The 17,413-nt window shown below is 68.1% G+C and carries 12 protein-coding genes; 6 read left to right on the forward strand and 6 right to left on the reverse strand.

Features of this window, described 5'->3' with window-relative positions:
* Nucleotides 1-15: 15 nt before the first annotated feature.
* Nucleotides 16-2,991, reverse strand: a complete 2,976-nt coding sequence (locus AC5QAB_RS15460) for a TonB-dependent receptor (protein WP_495233488.1) — start codon at nucleotides 2,989-2,991, stop codon at nucleotides 16-18.
* Nucleotides 2,992-3,125: 134 nt separating this feature from the next.
* Nucleotides 3,126-6,485, reverse strand: coding sequence for a TIM-barrel domain-containing protein (locus tag AC5QAB_RS15465; protein ID WP_495233489.1), 3,360 nt, complete (start codon nucleotides 6,483-6,485; stop codon nucleotides 3,126-3,128).
* 321 nt (nucleotides 6,486-6,806) lie between these two features.
* Here AC5QAB_RS15465 and AC5QAB_RS15470 point away from each other — a divergent pair, with 321 nt between their 5' ends.
* The 6 genes from AC5QAB_RS15470 to AC5QAB_RS15495 all read left to right on the forward strand — a co-directional run bounded on the left by AC5QAB_RS15470 (nucleotide 6,807) and on the right by AC5QAB_RS15495 (nucleotide 14,136).
* On the forward strand, nucleotides 6,807-7,961 hold the full coding sequence (locus AC5QAB_RS15470; protein WP_049405400.1) for an SIS domain-containing protein: 1,155 nt from the start codon (nucleotides 6,807-6,809) through the stop codon (nucleotides 7,959-7,961).
* Nucleotides 7,954-8,892 carry an ROK family protein gene (locus AC5QAB_RS15475; RefSeq protein ID WP_197561749.1) on the forward strand — a complete coding sequence of 313 codons (939 nt, stop codon included), beginning with the start codon at nucleotides 7,954-7,956 and terminating at the stop codon, nucleotides 8,890-8,892. Before AC5QAB_RS15470 ends, AC5QAB_RS15475 begins: the two co-directional genes overlap by 8 nt.
* A gap of 16 nt (nucleotides 8,893-8,908) precedes the next feature.
* Nucleotides 8,909-10,243: a D-tagatose-bisphosphate aldolase, class II, non-catalytic subunit gene (locus AC5QAB_RS15480; RefSeq protein WP_111206572.1), complete on the forward strand. Its 1,335-nt coding sequence runs from the start codon at nucleotides 8,909-8,911 to the stop codon at nucleotides 10,241-10,243.
* Nucleotides 10,244-10,276: 33 nt separating this feature from the next.
* Complete coding sequence (locus AC5QAB_RS15485; RefSeq protein ID WP_014038836.1) at nucleotides 10,277-11,053, forward strand: DeoR family transcriptional regulator; 777 nt, start codon at nucleotides 10,277-10,279, stop codon at nucleotides 11,051-11,053.
* Nucleotides 11,050-12,165 carry an N-acetylglucosamine-6-phosphate deacetylase gene (gene nagA / locus AC5QAB_RS15490; protein WP_197561748.1) on the forward strand — a complete coding sequence of 372 codons (1,116 nt, stop codon included), beginning with the start codon at nucleotides 11,050-11,052 and terminating at the stop codon, nucleotides 12,163-12,165. Before AC5QAB_RS15485 ends, nagA begins: the two co-directional genes overlap by 4 nt.
* 192 nt (nucleotides 12,166-12,357) lie before the next feature.
* Nucleotides 12,358-14,136: an MFS transporter gene (locus AC5QAB_RS15495; RefSeq protein WP_197561747.1), complete on the forward strand. Its 1,779-nt coding sequence runs from the start codon at nucleotides 12,358-12,360 to the stop codon at nucleotides 14,134-14,136.
* A gap of 52 nt (nucleotides 14,137-14,188) precedes the next feature.
* On the opposite strand, the gene AC5QAB_RS15500 is transcribed toward AC5QAB_RS15495, so the two are convergent.
* From AC5QAB_RS15500 to AC5QAB_RS15515, 4 genes are all read right to left on the reverse strand, one after another.
* On the reverse strand, nucleotides 14,189-14,659 hold the full coding sequence (locus AC5QAB_RS15500; protein ID WP_046433045.1) for a SecDF P1 head subdomain-containing protein: 471 nt from the start codon (nucleotides 14,657-14,659) through the stop codon (nucleotides 14,189-14,191).
* Nucleotides 14,656-15,207, reverse strand: a complete 552-nt coding sequence (locus AC5QAB_RS15505) for a DUF308 domain-containing protein (protein ID WP_197561746.1) — start codon at nucleotides 15,205-15,207, stop codon at nucleotides 14,656-14,658. Before AC5QAB_RS15505 ends, AC5QAB_RS15500 begins: the two co-directional genes overlap by 4 nt.
* 58 nt (nucleotides 15,208-15,265) lie before the next feature.
* A complete protein-coding gene (locus AC5QAB_RS15510) occupies nucleotides 15,266-15,961 on the reverse strand; it encodes a ComF family protein (protein ID WP_032957525.1) in 696 nt (231 codons plus the stop codon).
* 93 nt (nucleotides 15,962-16,054) lie between these two features.
* Nucleotides 16,055-17,395 carry a chloride channel protein gene (locus AC5QAB_RS15515; RefSeq protein WP_032957527.1) on the reverse strand — a complete coding sequence of 447 codons (1,341 nt, stop codon included), beginning with the start codon at nucleotides 17,393-17,395 and terminating at the stop codon, nucleotides 16,055-16,057.
* Nucleotides 17,396-17,413 lie beyond the last annotated feature (18 nt).

Below are 17,413 nucleotides of genomic sequence, written 5' to 3' on the forward strand. Positions count from 1 at the left end.
GTCACGCAAACGGAATTACTTGAACCGGTAGCCGATGGTCACACTGTAACCACGACCGAAGATGGTTGCGTAGTCACTGGAGTCACCCAGGAAGCTGTTCGGATCGTAGAACGGCAGGCGGTTGAACAGGTTCTTGACGGTGAAGCTCAGGTTCCACGCATCGTCCGGGCGCCAGGTGACGCTCATGTTGGCGGTCCACCACGACGGTGCACCATCGCACTTGCTCTTCTGCAGGGCCAGGTAGCCGCCGGTGCAGGTTTCCCTGTTGTTGCTCTCTTCGTCGATCTGGTCGGTAGCCCACTTGGTGCCGCCGACATAGTTGACGAACATGCTGGTGGTCACCTGCTTGTAGGTCCAGTCTGCATTGAGCGTGGCACGCAGGCGCGGGTTGTTGTAGTAGCCCACCACGTCGCCGTAGTACCAGCCGTTCTCCGCATCCATGTAGAAGCGGTTGCGGTTGGCGATGGTGGCGGCCAGGCCGATGTTCAGGTTGCCCCAGTCGCCCAGCGAGAAGCGGCTGCGCGCGTCGATGTCGAAGCCGTCGATCAGCGTCTTGCCGCGGTTCTTGTACTGGCCCACCACGCTGGCCACGTTGCCGGCGGAGTAGCCCGGCAGAGTGGCCGGGCAGCTCACGCCGCTGGCCGGATCGGCGCACATTGCCGCCAGCTGGGCCAGGTTGGCACGGTCGCTGTCGGTGATCGGCGAGCGCGACATCGAGATGATGTCTTCCATGCGGCGATAGTCCGGCGCGACGATTTCGTTGTTGCGGTAGATGAACCAGTAGTCGGCCGACACCGACAGCCAGCTGGCCGGCTCGTAGACAAAGCCGAGGGTGGCGATCTTCGCCTTCTCCGGCTTCAGGTCCTTGTTCGGCTGGGTCATGCGCGCGACGGTACGGCTGCAATCGACGTTCAGCAGGCTCTTGCCCAAATCGACATCGCCCGGCCGCTGCGACTTCAGCAGCAGGTTGGCGATGGCATTGGTCTCGCCGCAGCGCAGCTCGTCACGGAAGCCGCCGAGCTGGGCGAACACGCCGCCATTGCCGGACTCGGCCAGGCTCGGCGCGCGGAAGCCAGTGGAGTAGGTACCGCGCAGCATCAGCTGGTCGAACGCCTGGTACTTGAAGCCGATCTTCGGCGCGACGTTGGCGCTGAAGTTCGGGTACTTGTCCACGCGGACCGCGGCGTCCAGCTCCAGCTTGTCGGTGATCGGTGCCACGGTCTCGGCGAACAGCGCGTAGGTGTTGCGCTTGCCGTCGAACCACGAGCCGCCCTGCTGGGTGATCAGGCCGTTGGCCGCATCGGCGTTGCCCGGGGTGTAGAAGGTTTCGCGGCTGGCGTTGAAGCCGAATGCGGCGCGCATCTCGCCGGCCGGCAGCTGGAACAGCGGGCCTTCGATCTTGCCGTCCAGGGTGTGCAGGCGGGTCCACGACTGGATGTCGAAGGTCGGGAACGCTTCACGGATCAGCGCGGCGTTGGCGTCGCTGATCTCGCCTAACTTGTACGCCGGATGGTCGGAGATGATCACCCGACCGGTACCTGGATCGATCGTGTACGGGCCGAAGGCCTTCTCGAAGCCCTTGGTGTTGACGTTGATCGTCTGGTAGGTGGTGGAGTGGGTACCCGCGCTGGCGAAGGCGGTTTCCCAGTTCCAGTCACCCCGGTTGCCACGCGCACCGGCCAGCACGCGGTAGCTCTTGTCGGTATTGCGCTGGCCGAAATAGTTCGGGCCGGCATCCTGCAGCAGGTAGTTCAGGCCGACCACGCCGCCCATCATGGCCCTCAACTGCGGGCTGGCGTGGTTGTACTCGTTGTTCGGGCCCAGGAACGGGTACAGGAACTGGTTGACGGTGTTGCCGGTGTTGCGCGAGAACCAGCTGGTCGGGTTGCCGGTCGTGGTGCCATAGGTGCGCGGCGTGCCGCCGTTGGCGCGCAGGTCGATGTCGGTATAGGTCGCCTCGGCGAAGATCTCGGTGTTGTCACCGACCAGGAAGGTGCCGTTGAGGTAGGCGGTGTTGCGCTCGGACTTGGCGCCGGCATCGATCTCGTTGTTCATCCAGGTTTCCCAGACGCAACGCGGGCCGGCCGCTTCACTGGTCAGCACGTTCCTGCAGCCCGGCGCAGCTTCCTGCACGCGGCGGCCGGTGACCGGATCGAAGGCGAAGTAGGTGCCCGGATTGAATTGACCCGGCTTGCTGCCCACGCCCAGGCGCAGGTTGTTGAGGTAGTTCGGATTGTTGACGTAGTACTGGTCCGGACGCTTGTCGTAGAAATCGCTCAGCGGAATCGCGTCGCGACGGTACATGTTGACCGCGCCATAGATATTGAAGCGGTTCTCGGCCAGGTCACCGAAGCCGGCGGTGATGCTGGCCTGGCGCTCACCGTAGGAATCGATGCGCGAGGAGGTGTCGTTGGTGAAGCTGATCTCGGCACCCTGGAAGTTGCGCTTGGTGATCACGTTGATCACGCCGGCCACCGCGTCGGTGCCGTACACCGCCGAGGCACCGTCGGTCAGCACTTCCATGCGCTCGATGGCCGCGGCCGGAATCGCATCGATGTTGACGAACTGGGTCTGGAACCCGGCCGGTGCACCGTAGTACGACAGGCGGCGACCGTTCAGCAGCACCAGCGTGCCCTGGGCACCGAGGCCACGCAGATTGGCCTGCGAGGCACCGTCGGAACCGGTGAACAGCGAGCGCGCGTCCTGCTGCGCCGGGCGGGCGGCCGGCAGGTTGTCGAGCACCTGCAGCAGCGTGCGCGCACCCATGTTCTGGATGTCCTGCTTGCTGATCACCTGCACCGGCGAGGCGGTTTCAACGTCGGTGCGGCGGATGTTGGAGCCGGTGACCTCGATGCGGGCCAGGTCGGTGGCGTTGTCCTTGCTCTCCTGGGCGAAGGCAGGAGCGGCAAGCGAGAACAGCGCGCCGGCAATGGCCAGCGTCAGCGGAGCGATCGGGCGGCAGGGGGGGCGGTGGTGGCGGGCGGGCAACATCGGGGTTCTCTCCTGGCAAGGGTGCGGCGCAACTGGGTGAGCGCGTGGGCGTTCGGCGGGCAAAACGCTCCCGGGCCACGGCCATGAGGGCCGTAGTCGGGATGGGGCGGGGGAGGAGCGGTGTTACGTGGGGGTCATGGGGCGACGATGCTGGCGGAGTCGCCCTCCTGGCCGATCAGTACGGCGTTGGCCCAGTTGGCACAGACCTGGGCGGGTTGGCTGCCCTGCGCACCCAGCGTGCGCAGGCTCAGGGTGGAAAGGCCACGGATGTCCAGCTCCGGCTTGACCACGCCGGGCGCCTTCACCAGGCCGCTGTCGTACAGCAGGCGGTTGTCGCCCCATACCTGGAACTGCAGGCCGCCGGCGTTGCGGCAGGCGTCGTCGATGCCGAGGTCGGCACGCAGCAGGTGCCAGCCGCCCTGCAGGCGCAGGTCGATGCGGCTGTTGGCGCCGACCCCAAGGCCACGGCGGAACTGCAGGCCGTTCATGCGCATGCCGGCGTCGCCACGGAAGGACTGGTCGGTACGCAGCTGGCTGGCCAGCGCGGCCGGCACCGGCAGCTCGGAGAGATAGCGCTGCCGGGCCGGTCGCTCCGGTTCCTGGTGTTCGAGAATGTGGAAGGTGGACAGGGCGATCGGGCCGACATCGCGCGGCTGCAGTGCATCGAACGCGCGGGCGCTGCCCTGTGCGGCGGTGACCATCGGGTCGGTGCTGCTGGCGCCGTCGCCTTCGGGGTTCTGCACGCTCAGCACGCGGAAGCGCAGCAGGCGGCCGGCGTGGGCCGGGAAGTCGATGCGCTGCACGCCTTCCTTCAACTGCAGGCGGCCACGGGCGATCGGCTCGCCCCACTCACCGTTGCTGTCGCCCAGGTAGACCTCATAGTCACGTACCTGCCCGTGCTTCCAGTTCTTGTCATTGCGTGGCGCGATGTCGATGCCATCGATCATCTTCCGCTCGCCGAAGCCGATCACCCACTCGTGGGCGCCGGTGCGCACGGCCTGGTTGCGCACGCTGCGGAACCAGGTGGCCGGATCGTCGTCGAAAGCATTTTCCAACGCATGGCCAGGCTCTTCGGCCGGGCGGTTGACCACCAGCAGGCTGTCGGCCGGCAGTTCGCGGCCCAGCACCGGTGCGGCCGGATAGGCATCATCGGTGGCTGCGGCAGCGACTGCGAAGTCCAGTTGCAGCTGCAGTGGCTGGCGGATGTCTTGGGTGGCAGTGCGCACATGCACGGTGCCGCGGCGGTCCTTGGCATCGAAGTACCAGCCCTCGTTGGCGCTGTTGAAGGCGGCAGCATCGGCCAGCGCCGGCAGCGCGCGGCCACCGGCCTGCACCGCACGTGGTGCCTGCCGGCTGAGTACGCGCAGGCCGTAGCGGCGCTGCGCCAGCTGGCCGTTGTACTGGCCCTGCACGGCGTCGATCTGCACCTGCACCGGGCCACTGCCCTGCGCCGGCGCCTGCACGCGGATTACCTGCGTGCTCGACTCGCCCTGCTGATAGCGGCGCGTGTTGCCATCGTCTTCGTACAACGTGTACTGCGAGTCGCCCTGCGGGTACAGGTCGAAGGTCACTTCATCGAGCGGTTTTTCGCCATCGAACAGCATCGACGGGTACATCGGCAGGATCGCACCGGCACGCACGAACACCGGCAGCGTGGCCAGGTCCACCTGGCGGTCGAGCTGGCGGCCATCGGCGGCGGCCTGCACGCGACGGCCATCCCAGTAGTCGATCCAGCCGCCGGCCGGCAGGTGGATGTCGCGGCGCCAGCCACGGCTGGCGGCCTGGCTGCGGTACACCGGCGCCACCAGCAGGTCGCGGCCGAGCAGGAACTGGTACTTGTAGGTTTCATCCTGCGCATGCGGATCGCGCGGGTTGTCCCACATAAGGCCACGCACCGGCGGTGCACCGGTCTGCGCGGCCTCGTGCACCAGCCCATACATGTATGGCGTCAGGCGCATCTTCAACTTCAGGTAGTCGCGGTTGATGCTGCGGTAGGGCTCGTCGTACCACCACGGGTGCTTGCGCGCGTTCGACGACCAGCCGCTCATGCCCATCAGCACCGGCGTGAACGCCTTCCACTGCAGGTCGCGGGTGAAGGTCTCGGCGCTTCCGCCGAAGATCGCATCCACATCGCCGCTGGCGTAGGCCATGCCGGACAGGCCCGAACCGACCAGGGTCGGCACGTGCCAGCGGATGTAATCCCAGCTGCTGCTCTGGTCGCCGGTCCATGCCACCGCGTAGCGCTGGATGCCGGCCCAGCCCATCACCGTCCACAGGAACGGGCGCGAATCGGAATTGTCGAGGATGCCGTTGAATGCCTGGCGGTTGGCGTCCATCGCGAACTGGTAGCCCTTGCCGGTCCAGGCCACGTCCAGCTTCTGCACGCGGCTGCCGGCCTTGCCCACTTCCCACGCGATCTTGTCGACGCCGTTCTCGGTCCACAGGCCGGTGCGGAAGCCGTAGCCGGCCAGCCCCTTCACCGTTTCCGGCAGCTGCTTGTAGCCGCAGCCGTAGCCATCGTTGGGCAGAATCCAGCCACCGGGCATGTCGTGGGCGCGGTACTGCTTGGCCACGCTGTCGATCACATCGGGCGTGGTGCCGGTCGGGCCGTCGCTCCAGCCTTCGGGCACGGTGCCGGGCTTCCTGCTGTTGTCGCCGTCGTTGTAGCAATCGGCATCGCCGTAGGACAGCGCCCAGCGCGCGACCATGTTGGGGCGGCCGGTCAGCTGGGTGTAGCGTTCGATCAGCTTGGGCAGGTCGGCGCCCACGAAGTAGTACGCATCGAAGCGGTCTTCGCGATGCAGCAGCGTGGCCTGGTCGCTCTGGCGCAGGTCGTAGCTGCCATCGCTCCATGTATTGCGCAGCATGCCCCAGCCACGGCTGCTCAGCAGCATCGGCGCCGGGCTCGGCCGATCACCTTCTTCCCAGCCACCGGAATAGGACACCTCCAGCTCGCGGCCCTTGAACTGGTAACGGCCGTTCTGCTGGCCACCACCGAAGTAGCCCTCATCGGCCTGCGAGGACAGCACCTGCACGCTCTGCGTGGCATCCAGGTCCAGCGGTTGCAGTTCCTGCCACAGCGCGGTGGGCTGGCCGTTGTCCAGCCGTTCCAGGCGCAGGCGCAGCGGCTGCCGCTGTACATGAAGTACCAGTGCCTCGGTACGCACGCGGATTTCCCGTGCGTCTTCTTCCAGCTGTGCCTGCACGCTCGCCTTGGGCTGCGGCAGCACGATCGGTGCGGCCTTGTCGCCGGCGCCGGTCAACGTGCCGTTGCGGCCGGCCTGCACGCGGATGATGTCGGTCGCCGGCAGTTCAATGCGGATGCGCGCGCCCTTGTCGGTCTGCAGGTCCCAGCCCTGCACGCCGTCGCGGCTGGCGCTGGCGCTGACCGTACGCAGGTTGCCGACCGGCTCGGCGCGGGCCGTCATGGACGCCAGCATCAAGGCCGGCACCAGGGCCAGCATCAGCGGCGAGCGACGAACGCAGTTTTCCACGCGGACTCCCAACCCGTTCACCGGGCGTTTCGAAAGCGGTTGGGCCGACTCTAGGGCAGCGATTCGAAAGATGTCAACAAATTGAAAGAAAAAAGGAAGATATATTCCATTGAAACGAAAGTTGCTGCGCCGCAATACTTTGTGTAAGCGCTTGCAGGTGCCTGTTAAGCATTGTGCGATACGGCATTCCGTCGGTCCTTTCGTTTTTCCCGGCATCGCGCGCAGGGCAAGCCACCCAGCTTTTTTCTTTCTTTTTACTTTCGATGTTTGACATTTCGAAAGAAAACGCAGATGGTGCGCTGGCCCAACTGGAACCTCCGAATGGACGTCACCCTGCTTTCCGATGTGTCCGCCTGGCAGCGCCTTGGCGGAGCCGATACCGCTACCGAAATCGCCCAGCAGCCTGCGCTGTGGGAAGCCCTGGCACAGGACCTGTCGCGTGCCCGCGACCGCCTGCAGGCCTTCCTCGGCGACAGCCTCAACGATCCCAACCAGCGCGTGCTGTTCACCGGCGCCGGCAGCTCCGGCTTCATCGCCGAAATGGTGGCCGACGCGATCAACGCGCAATGGCCTGCCGAGGTGCGCGTGGTGCACACCACCAGCCTGCTGACCCACCCGGCGCTGTACCTGCAGCGCGACCGTCCGACCCTGCTGGTCTCGTTCGGCCGCAGTGGCTCCAGCCCGGAGAGCGTGGCGGCGGTTGACCGCGTGCGCAGCGACGTGGATGACGCGCGCTTCCTCGACATCACCTGCAACGCCGATGGCGAGCTGGCCCGCCGTGGCGCCGGCCGTGCCGACACCTGCACCCTGCTGATGCCGTCGGCCAGCTGCGACCGCGCCTTCGCCATGACCAGCAGCCTGACCTGCATGCTGCTGGCCGCGCTGACCGTGTTCGATCGTTCGCCGTGGGATGCGCGCGTGACGCGCCTGAAGCAGATCGCCGCGCTGGCCCGCGAAGGCCTGGCGCAGTGGGATGCACCGGTGGCGACACTGGCGCAGCGCCCGTTCAACCGCATCATCTACCTCGGCAGCGGCCCGCTGGAAGCACTGGCACGCGAGTGCGCGCTGAAGGTGCTGGAGCTCACCGCTGGCCGCGTGCTGGCGCTGGCCAACACACCACTGGGCTTCCGTCATGGCCCGAAGTCGACGCTGGATGGCAACACCCTGGTGGTGGTGCTGCGCAGCGTGCAGCCGCTGGCGCGCCGCTACGAACAGGACCTGCTGGAAGAACTGCGCCGCGACGGCGTGGCCGGCCAGGTGCTGGCGATCGGTCCGCATTCGGACATCGGCGCCGACGACGAATACACCCTCACCGTGCCGGCACTGGACGATCCGTGGCTGGCACCGGTGTGGCTGGGCTTTGCGCAGCTGTTCGCACTGCAGCGCTCGGCCGCGCTGGGCCTGACCCCGGACAACCCGTTCCCGGACGGCACCGTCAACCGCGTCGTCAAGGGCGTCACCATCCACCATGGCTGAGCTGATCGTCCACGCCTGCTACGGCATCGACATCGGCGGCACCAAGATCGAGCTGGTGGCGTGCGATGTGGCGATGCAGGTTACCTGGCGCCGCCGCGTGGCCACCCCACAGGGTGACTACGACGGTTTCCTGCAGGCAGTCGTGGCGCTGGTCGCCGAGGCCGATGCCGCACTGGGCCGCAGTGATGCGGCGATCGGCATCGCCCTGCCCGGCGTGCGCGACCGCCGCAGCGGCCGCCAGCTCAGCGCGAACGTGCCTGCGTTGACCGGCCACAGCGTGGCCGCGGACCTGCAGGCGCGGCTGCAACGCCCGCTGCATTTCGGCAACGACCTGCAGTGTTTTGCCCTGTCTGAAGCACACGGCGGTGCCGCCGACGGCTACCCCAGCATGTTCGGCGCCATCCTCGGCACCGGTGCTGGCGGTGGTTTCTGCGTGCAGGGCCGCCTGCTGACCGGTTTCAACGGGCTGGCCGGCGAATGGGGCCACTGGAGCGTGCCCGGTCATCTGCTGCAGCGCCACGGCCTGCCGCTGATCGACTGCGCCTGCGGCCTGCAGGGCTGCGTGGAGCGTTATGTGTCCGGCAGTGGCGTGGCGATGATCGAGCGCCACCTTGGTGGCAGCGCCGCCGACGCCAGCGCGGTGATCGCCCTGGCCGAAGCCGGTGATGCCCGCGCGCGCAAGGCGCTGGACATCCATCGCGACCTGCTCGGCCACAGCCTGGCCGCGCTGGTGCTGGCGCTGGACCCGCACGTGATCGTGCTCGGCGGCGGCCTTTCGCAGTACGCGCCGCTGTACCAGCACCTGCCCGCCGCCATCGCCGCCCACCTGTTCAAGGGTGTGCAGGTGCCACCGATCGTGCCGCCACGCTTCGGCGATGCCGGTGGCGCACGTGGTGCCGCCCTGCTCGCCTGCCAACCCTCCTTTTCCTGATGTCCGGAGCCTGACCATGTCCCCGTTGCAGACCCTGCTTGCTTCTCACCGCGCCGGTGCCAATGTCGGCCTGTACAGCGTCTGCTGCAGCAACGAGCAGGTGCTGCGCGCGGCCATGCACGTGGCACAGGCACATGGCACCGTGCTGCTGGTCGAGGCCACCTCCAACCAGGTCGACCAGTTCGGCGGCTACACCGGCATGACCCCGCCGCAGTACCGCGATTACGTCGGCGCCTTGGCCGATGAGGAAGGCTTCCCACGCGAACGGCTGATCCTGGGCGGCGACCATCTCGGCCCGAATGCCTGGCAGAAGCGCCCGGCGGCCGAAGCGATGACCCACGCGCGCGTGCTGATCGAAGCCTACGTCGCCGCCGGTTTCCACAAGATCCACCTCGACTGCAGCATGTCCTGCGCCGATGACCCGGTGCCGCTGCCCGATGCCATCGTCGCTGCACGTTCGGCCGAGCTTGCCGAGATCGCCGAACGCACCGCCGCCGAACACGGCCTGCCGCCGCCGGTCTACGTGATCGGTACCGAGGTGCCGATTCCCGGCGGCGAAGCCTCGCTGGCCGAAGGCCTGCAGGTGACCACGCCGGCTGCCGCCGCGCAGACCCTGGCCATCCACCAGCAGGCGTTCGACACGCCACAGCTGCGCGATGCGTGGCAGCGCGTGATCGCGATGGTGGTGCAGCCTGGCGTGGACTTCGACCACAGCAGCGTGCATGAGTACAACCCGGACGCCGCCCATGCGCTGGCCGACTTCCTCGAGCGGCAGCCGCGCATCGTGTTCGAAGCGCATTCCACCGACTACCAGCGCGAAAGCGGCCTGCATGCGCTGGTACGCGACCACTTCGCCATCCTCAAGGTCGGCCCGGCGGCCACCTTCGCCTACCGCGAGGCGCTGTTCGCGCTGGCCGCGATCGAGGCCGAACTGCTGCCGGCCGCACAGTGCTCGCACCTGCCGCAGGTGCTGGACGAGGTGATGGTGGCGCAGCCGAAGTACTGGCAGTCCTACTACCAGGGCGATGCCGCCGCGCTGCGCCTGCTGCGCCGTTATTCCTTCAGCGACCGATGCCGCTACTACTGGGGCGAGCCGGCGCTGGTACAGGCGGTGCAGACCCTGTTCGCCAACCTGGAGCAGCATGCGCCGCCGCTGGTGCTGCTCAGCCAGTACCTGCCGGAGCAGTACCGCGCCGTGCGCGAAGGCAGCCTGGCCAACACCCCCACCGCGCTGGTGCAGCACCGCATCGGCCTGTGCCTGGGTGAGTACGCCCGTGCCTGCAGCGCCAACCAGGCCGGACCCCGCACGCAGAACGCAGGTTCGGCTGCCGGCGTTCCCGCGAACGGCTAATCTCTACCTTTTCCCGCAAAACCGAGAATGGCCATGCGCAACACCCGCTCCCGCCGGCAACAGATCCTGCAGCTGCTGATCGAGCACGGCTCGGTGCAGGTGGCCGATCTGGTCGAGCGCTTCGGCGTGTCGGCGGTGACGATCCGTGCCGACCTGACCCACTTCGAATCGCAGGGCCTGGCCAACCGCACCCACGGCGGCGCGACCCTGGTGCGCACGCCGCCGCAGGAACAGGACATCCATGAGAAGGACGCGCTGAACCTGCCACTGAAGGAATCGATCGGTGCGCGCGCTGCGCGCCTGGTGCAGCCGGGTGACAACATCATCATCGATTCCGGCTCGACCACGATGACGCTGGCCCGCCACCTGCGCGCGCATCGCGACGTGACGGTGATGACCAACGGCCTGAACATCGCTTGGGAACTGGCCAATGCCGCGGGCATCACCGTGCTGCTGACCGGTGGCCTGCTGCGCCAGCAGTCGCTGTCGCTGCAGGGCAGCCAGGCCGAAGCCAGCCTCAACTCGTACAGCTTCGACACCCTGTTCCTGGGCGTGGACGGCCTGGACCTGCAGTTCGGCCTGACTACCCACGACGAGGCCGAAGCCCGCCTCAACCACCGCATGGTCGAGCGTGCGCGCCGCATCGTGGTGCTGACCGATGCCTCCAAGTTCGGCCGCGTCAGCCTGCACCGCATCGCCCTGCTGGATCAGATCCACGCCATCATCACCGACGCCGGCATCGACGATGCAACCCGCGAAGGGCTGCAGCGGCTGGGCATCGAAGTGATCATCGCCGAGCCCACCGCATGACCGAGACCCGCACCCTGCATGGCCGCATCCTCACCCCGCTGGGCTGGCGGCGCGGGCACGTCCACTTCGATTCACGCGTGCGCCAGCTGCAGGTGGACGACCACAGCGGCGCCGACGACCTGCAGCTGCCGGTGATCCTGCCCGGCTTCGTCGACCTGCATGTGCATGGCGCGGCCGGCGTGGACCTGATGCAGGGCGGCGACGTGGCACGCACCATCGCCCGCACCCATCTGCGCTTCGGCACCACCACGCTGCTGGCGACCACCATGACCGCCGGGCTGGACGAGATCGAGCACGCGCTGCACGGCGTCGCTGCGGCAATGGCGGCGCCCGATGCCGACGCCGCCAGCATCGCCGGCGTGCATCTGGAAGGACCGTTCATCAGCCCCCAGCGGCTGGGCGCACAGCCCAATCGTACGATCGAGGCGACGGTGGCACTGGTGCAGCAGCTGCACGCGCTGGCGCCGATCCGGGTGATGACGCTGGCGCCGGAGATCGGCGAGCACACCGCGTTGATACCCGCGCTTTCGGCGATGGGCATCCGCGTGCAGCTGGGCCACAGCGCCGGCACCTACGAGGAGGGCGTGGCGGCGCTGCAGGCCGGTGCCTCCGGTTTCACCCATCTGTTCAACGGCATGACCGGCGTCGACCACTATCGCCCGGGCATTGCGGCGGCGGCGCTGGCGCATGCGCAGTACGCCGAGATCATCCCCGACCTGCAGCACATCCACCCCGGCGTTATCCGGCTGGCCGCGCGCGCGATCCCGCGCCTGTACGCGGTGACCGACGCGACTGCCGCCACCGGCATGCCCGACGGCGAGTACGCGCTGGGCGAGCAGCGCGTGCACAAGTGCGGCGGCTGCGTGCGCCTGGCGACGGGTTCGCTGGCCGGCAGCGCACTGACCATGGACCAGGCGCTGCGCAACCTGGTGCGCGTCGGCCTGGACCTGGCCGACGCCTCGCAGCGGGTTTCCACCTTCCCGGCCGACTATCTGGGCCTGGGTGATCGCGGCCGCATCGCGCCCGACGCCCGCGCCGACCTGGTGGTGCTGGACGCCGAACTGCGCCTGCAGCAGGTGGTCATTGGTGGGCGCGTGGTCGATCTGACCTGACGCAAGCGATGCGGCCCGGATGCCGCGCGGGCTCCCTGTAGAGCCGAGCCATGCTCGGCTCACCGCGCGAAGCGCGGCATGGGGAACCTCGATATCGGAACGGAAAGCAGCCGAGCATGGCTCGGCTCTACAGAATGCACTCTGCGACGAACCGCCGCCGGGCCTGGCCCGGCGCTACCACAGGAACTGCCGATGACTGCAAGCACCGCCCCGCGCTGGCCCGTACGCTACCTGCTCTTCATCGGCGGCCTCGGCGGCCTGCTGTACGGCATCGACATCGGCATCATCGCCGGTGCCCTGCCCTACCTGGAGGCAACGGCCAGCCACGCCTGGCAGCTCAGCAGCCAGCAACTCGGCTTCGTGGTGGCGGCGGTGCTGCTGGGCAGCGTGCTGTCCTCGCTGTTCGCCGGCATGGTCGCCGACCTGATCGGTCGCCGCGGTGCGATGCTGCTGGCCGGCCTGCTGTTCACCGCGTCGATTCCGATCATGGCGCTGGCCTCAGGCTATACGCCGCTGCTGCTCGGGCGGCTGCTGCAGGGCATCAGTGGCGGCCTGATCGGCGTGGTGATTCCACTGTACCTGGCCGAAGTGCTCAGCCCCGAGCGGCGTGGACGCGGTGCGGCGATGTTCCAGCTGCTGCTGACCATCGGCCTGGTGTTGGCGGCACTGATCGGGCTGTACCACGCACATGCGGTGGATGCCGCCGCCGAAGCCGTGCGCTCGCTGCCGCTGGCGCAGCAGGCGCAGGAACTGTTCACGGTGAAGGATCATGCGTGGCGCACCATCTTCTGGAGTTGTCTGGCGCCCGGCCTGCTGTTCTGTGCCGGCATCTTCTGGCTGTCCGAATCGCCGCGCTGGCTGGTGCGCCGCGGCCGCGTCGATGATGCCCGCCGCAGCCTGCAGCGGGTGCTGCCTGCTGCCGACGTGGAACCCACCCTTGCACAGATCCAGGCGCCGGAATCGAGCAGCAGCGACGGCAAGCGCGACCCACTGCTCAGCCGACGCTACGTGGTGCCGTTCGTGCTGGCCTGCGTGGTGCTGGCCTGCACCCAGGCCACCGGCATCAATTCGGTGCTGGCCTACGCGGTGAACATCCTCAACCAGGCCGGCCTGTCCGGCTCGGTGGCCAACGGCGCCGACGTGGCGATCAAGCTGCTCAACGCGGTGATGACCGTGGTCGCGCTGCTGCTGGTCGACCGCAAGGGCCGCAAGTTCCTGCTGATGCTCGGCAGCGGCGGCATCTGCGTGGCCCTGCTGGCCGCCGCCACGCTGTTCTTCCAGGCCGAGCGTGGCCGCGCCGACGTGCAGCCGCAACTGCACGCGGCGGTCAGCGCCGATGGCTTGCAGCTGGTGCTGGACGACGCACAGTGGCAGCGCCTGGGCGGTGGCATAAACAGCGAAGGCCGGCCGATGCAGCTGACCGTGTCGTACGCCTACGGTGACTTCACCAATGTGCGCGCCCTGCGCAGCGACAGCCTGACCGACCGCGAGCTGCGCATCGAGCGTGCCGGGACCGTGCAGCCGGACAGTGTGATCGGCGCGTTCTTCCGCAAGCTGCATCTGAACCCGTTCGCCGACCCGGCCAAGGCCGCACAGGCACCGCTGCGCATCGAGCAGGCCCGCATCGGCCCGGTGCCGCCGCCGGCGCATGGCTGGGCGGTAGCCGCCTGCATCCTAGTATTCGTCGCGTTCTTCGCGGTCGGCCCCGGCGTCTGCGTGTGGCTGGCACTGTCGGAACTGATGCCCAATCGCATCCGCTCCAATGGGATGAGCATCGCCCTGCTGATCAACCAGTTCGTGTCCACGACCATCGCCGCCATCTTCCTGCCCACGGTAGGCCACTACGGCTACGCCAGCATGTTCCTGTTCTGGACGGCGTGCACGTTCGTGTTCTTCCTGGTAGCCGCGTTCTGGCTGCCGGAGACCAAGGGCAAGTCACTGGAGGAGATCGAGGCACGGTTCGCACGGTAGCGGTCGACCTTGGTCGACCTCCGCGCGTAGCGTGGTGGTGTTGGCGCGCCCGTCACTGACCGGTGATGTGCCTGGCCAGCGCCTGCGCCTCGGCAATGCTCGGCAGCCCGCTCAGCATCATCGATTCCCCGAAGGGGCCTTTCACCGTCGCCACCATCAGCACGCGGCCGTCCACGCTGATCGCCGCGCGCTGGCCCACCAGGGCCGAGGTGCCATCGTGGATGCGCTGATGCGCTTCTGGCCGATAGCGGATCTGCAGGCCTGGCTGCTTGGCATCGTCCAGCACGTAGCGCACATCGGCGATGTCCGCACTGCCGGCAATCGGCGGCTCGCGCAGGGCCAGGGTTTCACCTTGCCAGTGCGCCGGAGTGCCGTTGCCAGCCGCATCGACCGCGCTCAGGCGCACGTCCACGCCGGCGCGCGGCGCATGATCCTTGCCTGCCAGCGCACCGGGCGTGGCACCCGGCATGCATCCGGCCAGCACCAGCGCCGCGCCCAGCAGGAGCGGAAGCGCGCCCCTCATTTCAGCTTCCGCAGCTTGAACGCCACCAGCACCTGCAGCAGCCCGTACAGCAGGCTGCCAATGCCGATCCACAGCGTGGTCACCGCCACGCCTGCATACGGATTGGCCGCGAACAGCAGCCCCAGCACCACCGCCAGCACGCCACTGAGGATCAGCAGCCACTCGCCCTGGATCTGCTTGCGCACGCGGATCGCGAAGACGATGCGATAGATGCCGGCTACCAGCAGCCACGCCGCCAGGAACAGCACCAGCACGCTGGCGGTGGCCAGCGGGTTGATCACCGCCAGGATGCCGAAGCCCAGCGAAGCGATGGCATACAGCGCCAGCCAGCCGCGCGAGGCGCCGCTGCCACCTCTGATCAGTGCGAACAGGCTGATGACCCCTTCGATGATGGCCATCACGCCCAGCGTCCAGGCCAATGCCATGGCTGCGGACAGCGGCCAACCGATGGCGATGATGCCGAAGCCGAGCGCGGCCAGGCCATACAGCAGCAGGATCCACCAGCTGCGGCCAACCGCTGACAACAAGGGAGACAAGGGGGAATTCATGGTCACTCCTTCGATCCGGAACCGGGTTCATCCTAGCCCGTTGCGATGAAGGGAGCGATCACGGCACCCGCGCGCACACCCATACCCGCACCTCTCTGGCGCCCACGCAGCGCAGGGTTTCGGCGATTTCCATCACCGTGCTGCCGGTGGTCATCACGTCGTCGACCACGGTCAGATGCGTGGGCACCGGCCCGTGGACATCGAACGCATCGAACAGGTTTTCCCTGCGCTGTTCGGCCGTGCGTTCGGACTGCGGTGCGGTGTGCCGCCGCCGGTACAGCCCCTGCCAGACCGGCGACGGCAGCAGCCGGCAGAGCTCGGCAGCCTGGTTGTAGCCGCGCTGGCGCAGGCGCCGGCGGTGCAGCGGCACCGGCACCAGCGGCGGGCAGGACCAGGGCGGTGGTGCGCGCTGCATCAACTGCGCCAGCAGGCGACCGGCCGCCAGGTCCTGATGGAACTTGTAGCGCAGCAGCAGCTGGTCCACCGGCGGCAGGTACAGCAGGCTGGCGTGCGTGGCCGTCTGCGGTGGTGCTTCCTCGCGGCAGCTGCCGCAGACGATCAGGCCCTCATCCGGCAACGGCAGTGCACACCGCAGGCAGGCGCGACCGGCCCAGGGCAGTCCGGCGAGGCAGGCGCGGCACAGATCGAGATCATCATGGCCCGGATCGCCGCAGACCAGGCAGCGCAGTGGCAGCAGGACACCCAGCAGTGCGCGGGAGACACGGGTTGCCGAACGCAGGAGATCAATGCGCATTGCCCATGCTTCATCGCGCTGCCCATGTGCGGCCATCGGCGAAGCACCGATCGCAGTGTCGGGACTGCCCGCAACTGCAGAGGGTGCTGCCGATCAGGAAAGGCGTCCGCCCTGCCCAGGCCCGGTTGATGCAACGGCCGACGCCGTCAACACCTCCGCCAACCCACGATAGATCGGCACCCGGCATACCAGACCGGACACGCCCCGCGCGATCAGCACCGTGGCCAGGATCGGCAGGAGCAGATCGCCGCTGTCGGTCAGCTCCAGCGAGATCACCGCCGAGGTCAGCGGTGCCTGGGTGACGCCGGTCAGGTACGCGCACATGCCCAGCAGCACGAACGCGCGCGGATCCACGCCCGGCATCAGCACCGCCAGATTGTGGCCCAGCCCCGCGCCGACCGCCAACGCGGGCGAGAACAGGCCGCCGGGTATGCCGGCCACGTACGATGCCAGGTTGGCCAGCAGCTTCATCAACCCGAACTCGTGGCCGACCAACGCCTGCCCCTGCACCAGGCTGCGCGCCTGTTCGTAGCCGGTGCCGAACGCGCCGTCGCCGAACGTCAAAGCCAGTGCCACCACCGCCAGGCCGCAGCCTGCGGCCAGCAGCACCGGATGCCGCTGGCGCAGCTGGCCCAGCCAACGCGGGCGGCCCGCCGCACTGGCCAGCACCGCGCGCGCGAACAGGCCGCCCAGCAACCCGGCCACCACGCCGCACAGCAGGATCGCCAGCCAGCCCTGCCCCAGCGGCAGCCGCGCGCTCACATGGCCGAAGTAGGTGTAGTTGCCAAGCAGGCCCAGCGACACCACGCCACCGACGATCACCGCCGTCAGCAGGGTGCCGGAGAAGCGATGCTCGAAACGGCCGCTGAGCTCCTCGATGGCGAATACGATGCCGGCCAGCGGCGTGTTGAACGCCGCGGCAATGCCCGCTGCACCGCCGGCCAGCAGGAAGTGCGAGAGCTCGCGAGGATCCCTAAAGCCGAACCAGCGGCCGAACAGGTACATCAGGCTGGCACCCACATGCACCGTGGGACCTTCGCGTCCGACGGACGCGCCGCCGAGCAGCGACAACGAGGTCAGCAGCAGCTTGCCGGCTGAGACCGCAGGCGAAAGATTGGTCTTCCGGAATGGCTCATCGGGCTTGTCCAACGCAGCGATGACCTGCGGAATGCCGCTGCCCCGCGTGGGCTTCAGCACGCCACTGGTCAACCAGGCCAGCAGCGCGAAGATGCCCGGCGTGAGCAGCAGGGCCCACCACGGCGAGTGCGCGGTGATGCGCTGGAACAGATGGAAGGCCGCGTCGCTGGCCTTGGCGAACAGGATGGCCACCAGCGCTACGGCCACAGCGCCGCCCCAGAGCGCGGCGCGGCGGCGCCAGGCCTCGCTGAGAACCAGCGCGGTGATGCGGCCGCGGAGGCGATGGAGATCGGTCATGGGGCACAGTCTGCGCGC

It is taken from the genome of Stenotrophomonas sp. YJH_SMC_127, from assembly GCF_059372445.1.

Coding starts and splice junctions, on each gene's coding strand:
- AC5QAB_RS15485 (WP_014038836.1), top strand. CDS start 10,277: ATGCGCAACACCCGCTCCCGCCGGCAACAGATCCTGCAGCTGCTGATC.
- AC5QAB_RS15460 (WP_495233488.1), bottom strand. CDS start 2,991: ATGTTGCCCGCCCGCCACCACCGCCCCCCCTGCCGCCCGATCGCTCCG.
- AC5QAB_RS15470 (WP_049405400.1), top strand. CDS start 6,807: ATGGACGTCACCCTGCTTTCCGATGTGTCCGCCTGGCAGCGCCTTGGC.
- AC5QAB_RS15500 (WP_046433045.1), bottom strand. CDS start 14,659: ATGAGGGGCGCGCTTCCGCTCCTGCTGGGCGCGGCGCTGGTGCTGGCC.
- AC5QAB_RS15495 (WP_197561747.1), top strand. CDS start 12,358: ATGACTGCAAGCACCGCCCCGCGCTGGCCCGTACGCTACCTGCTCTTC.
- nagA (WP_197561748.1), top strand. CDS start 11,050: ATGACCGAGACCCGCACCCTGCATGGCCGCATCCTCACCCCGCTGGGC.
- AC5QAB_RS15480 (WP_111206572.1), top strand. CDS start 8,909: ATGTCCCCGTTGCAGACCCTGCTTGCTTCTCACCGCGCCGGTGCCAAT.
- AC5QAB_RS15505 (WP_197561746.1), bottom strand. CDS start 15,207: ATGAATTCCCCCTTGTCTCCCTTGTTGTCAGCGGTTGGCCGCAGCTGG.
- AC5QAB_RS15515 (WP_032957527.1), bottom strand. CDS start 17,395: ATGACCGATCTCCATCGCCTCCGCGGCCGCATCACCGCGCTGGTTCTC.
- AC5QAB_RS15510 (WP_032957525.1), bottom strand. CDS start 15,961: ATGCGCATTGATCTCCTGCGTTCGGCAACCCGTGTCTCCCGCGCACTG.
- AC5QAB_RS15475 (WP_197561749.1), top strand. CDS start 7,954: ATGGCTGAGCTGATCGTCCACGCCTGCTACGGCATCGACATCGGCGGC.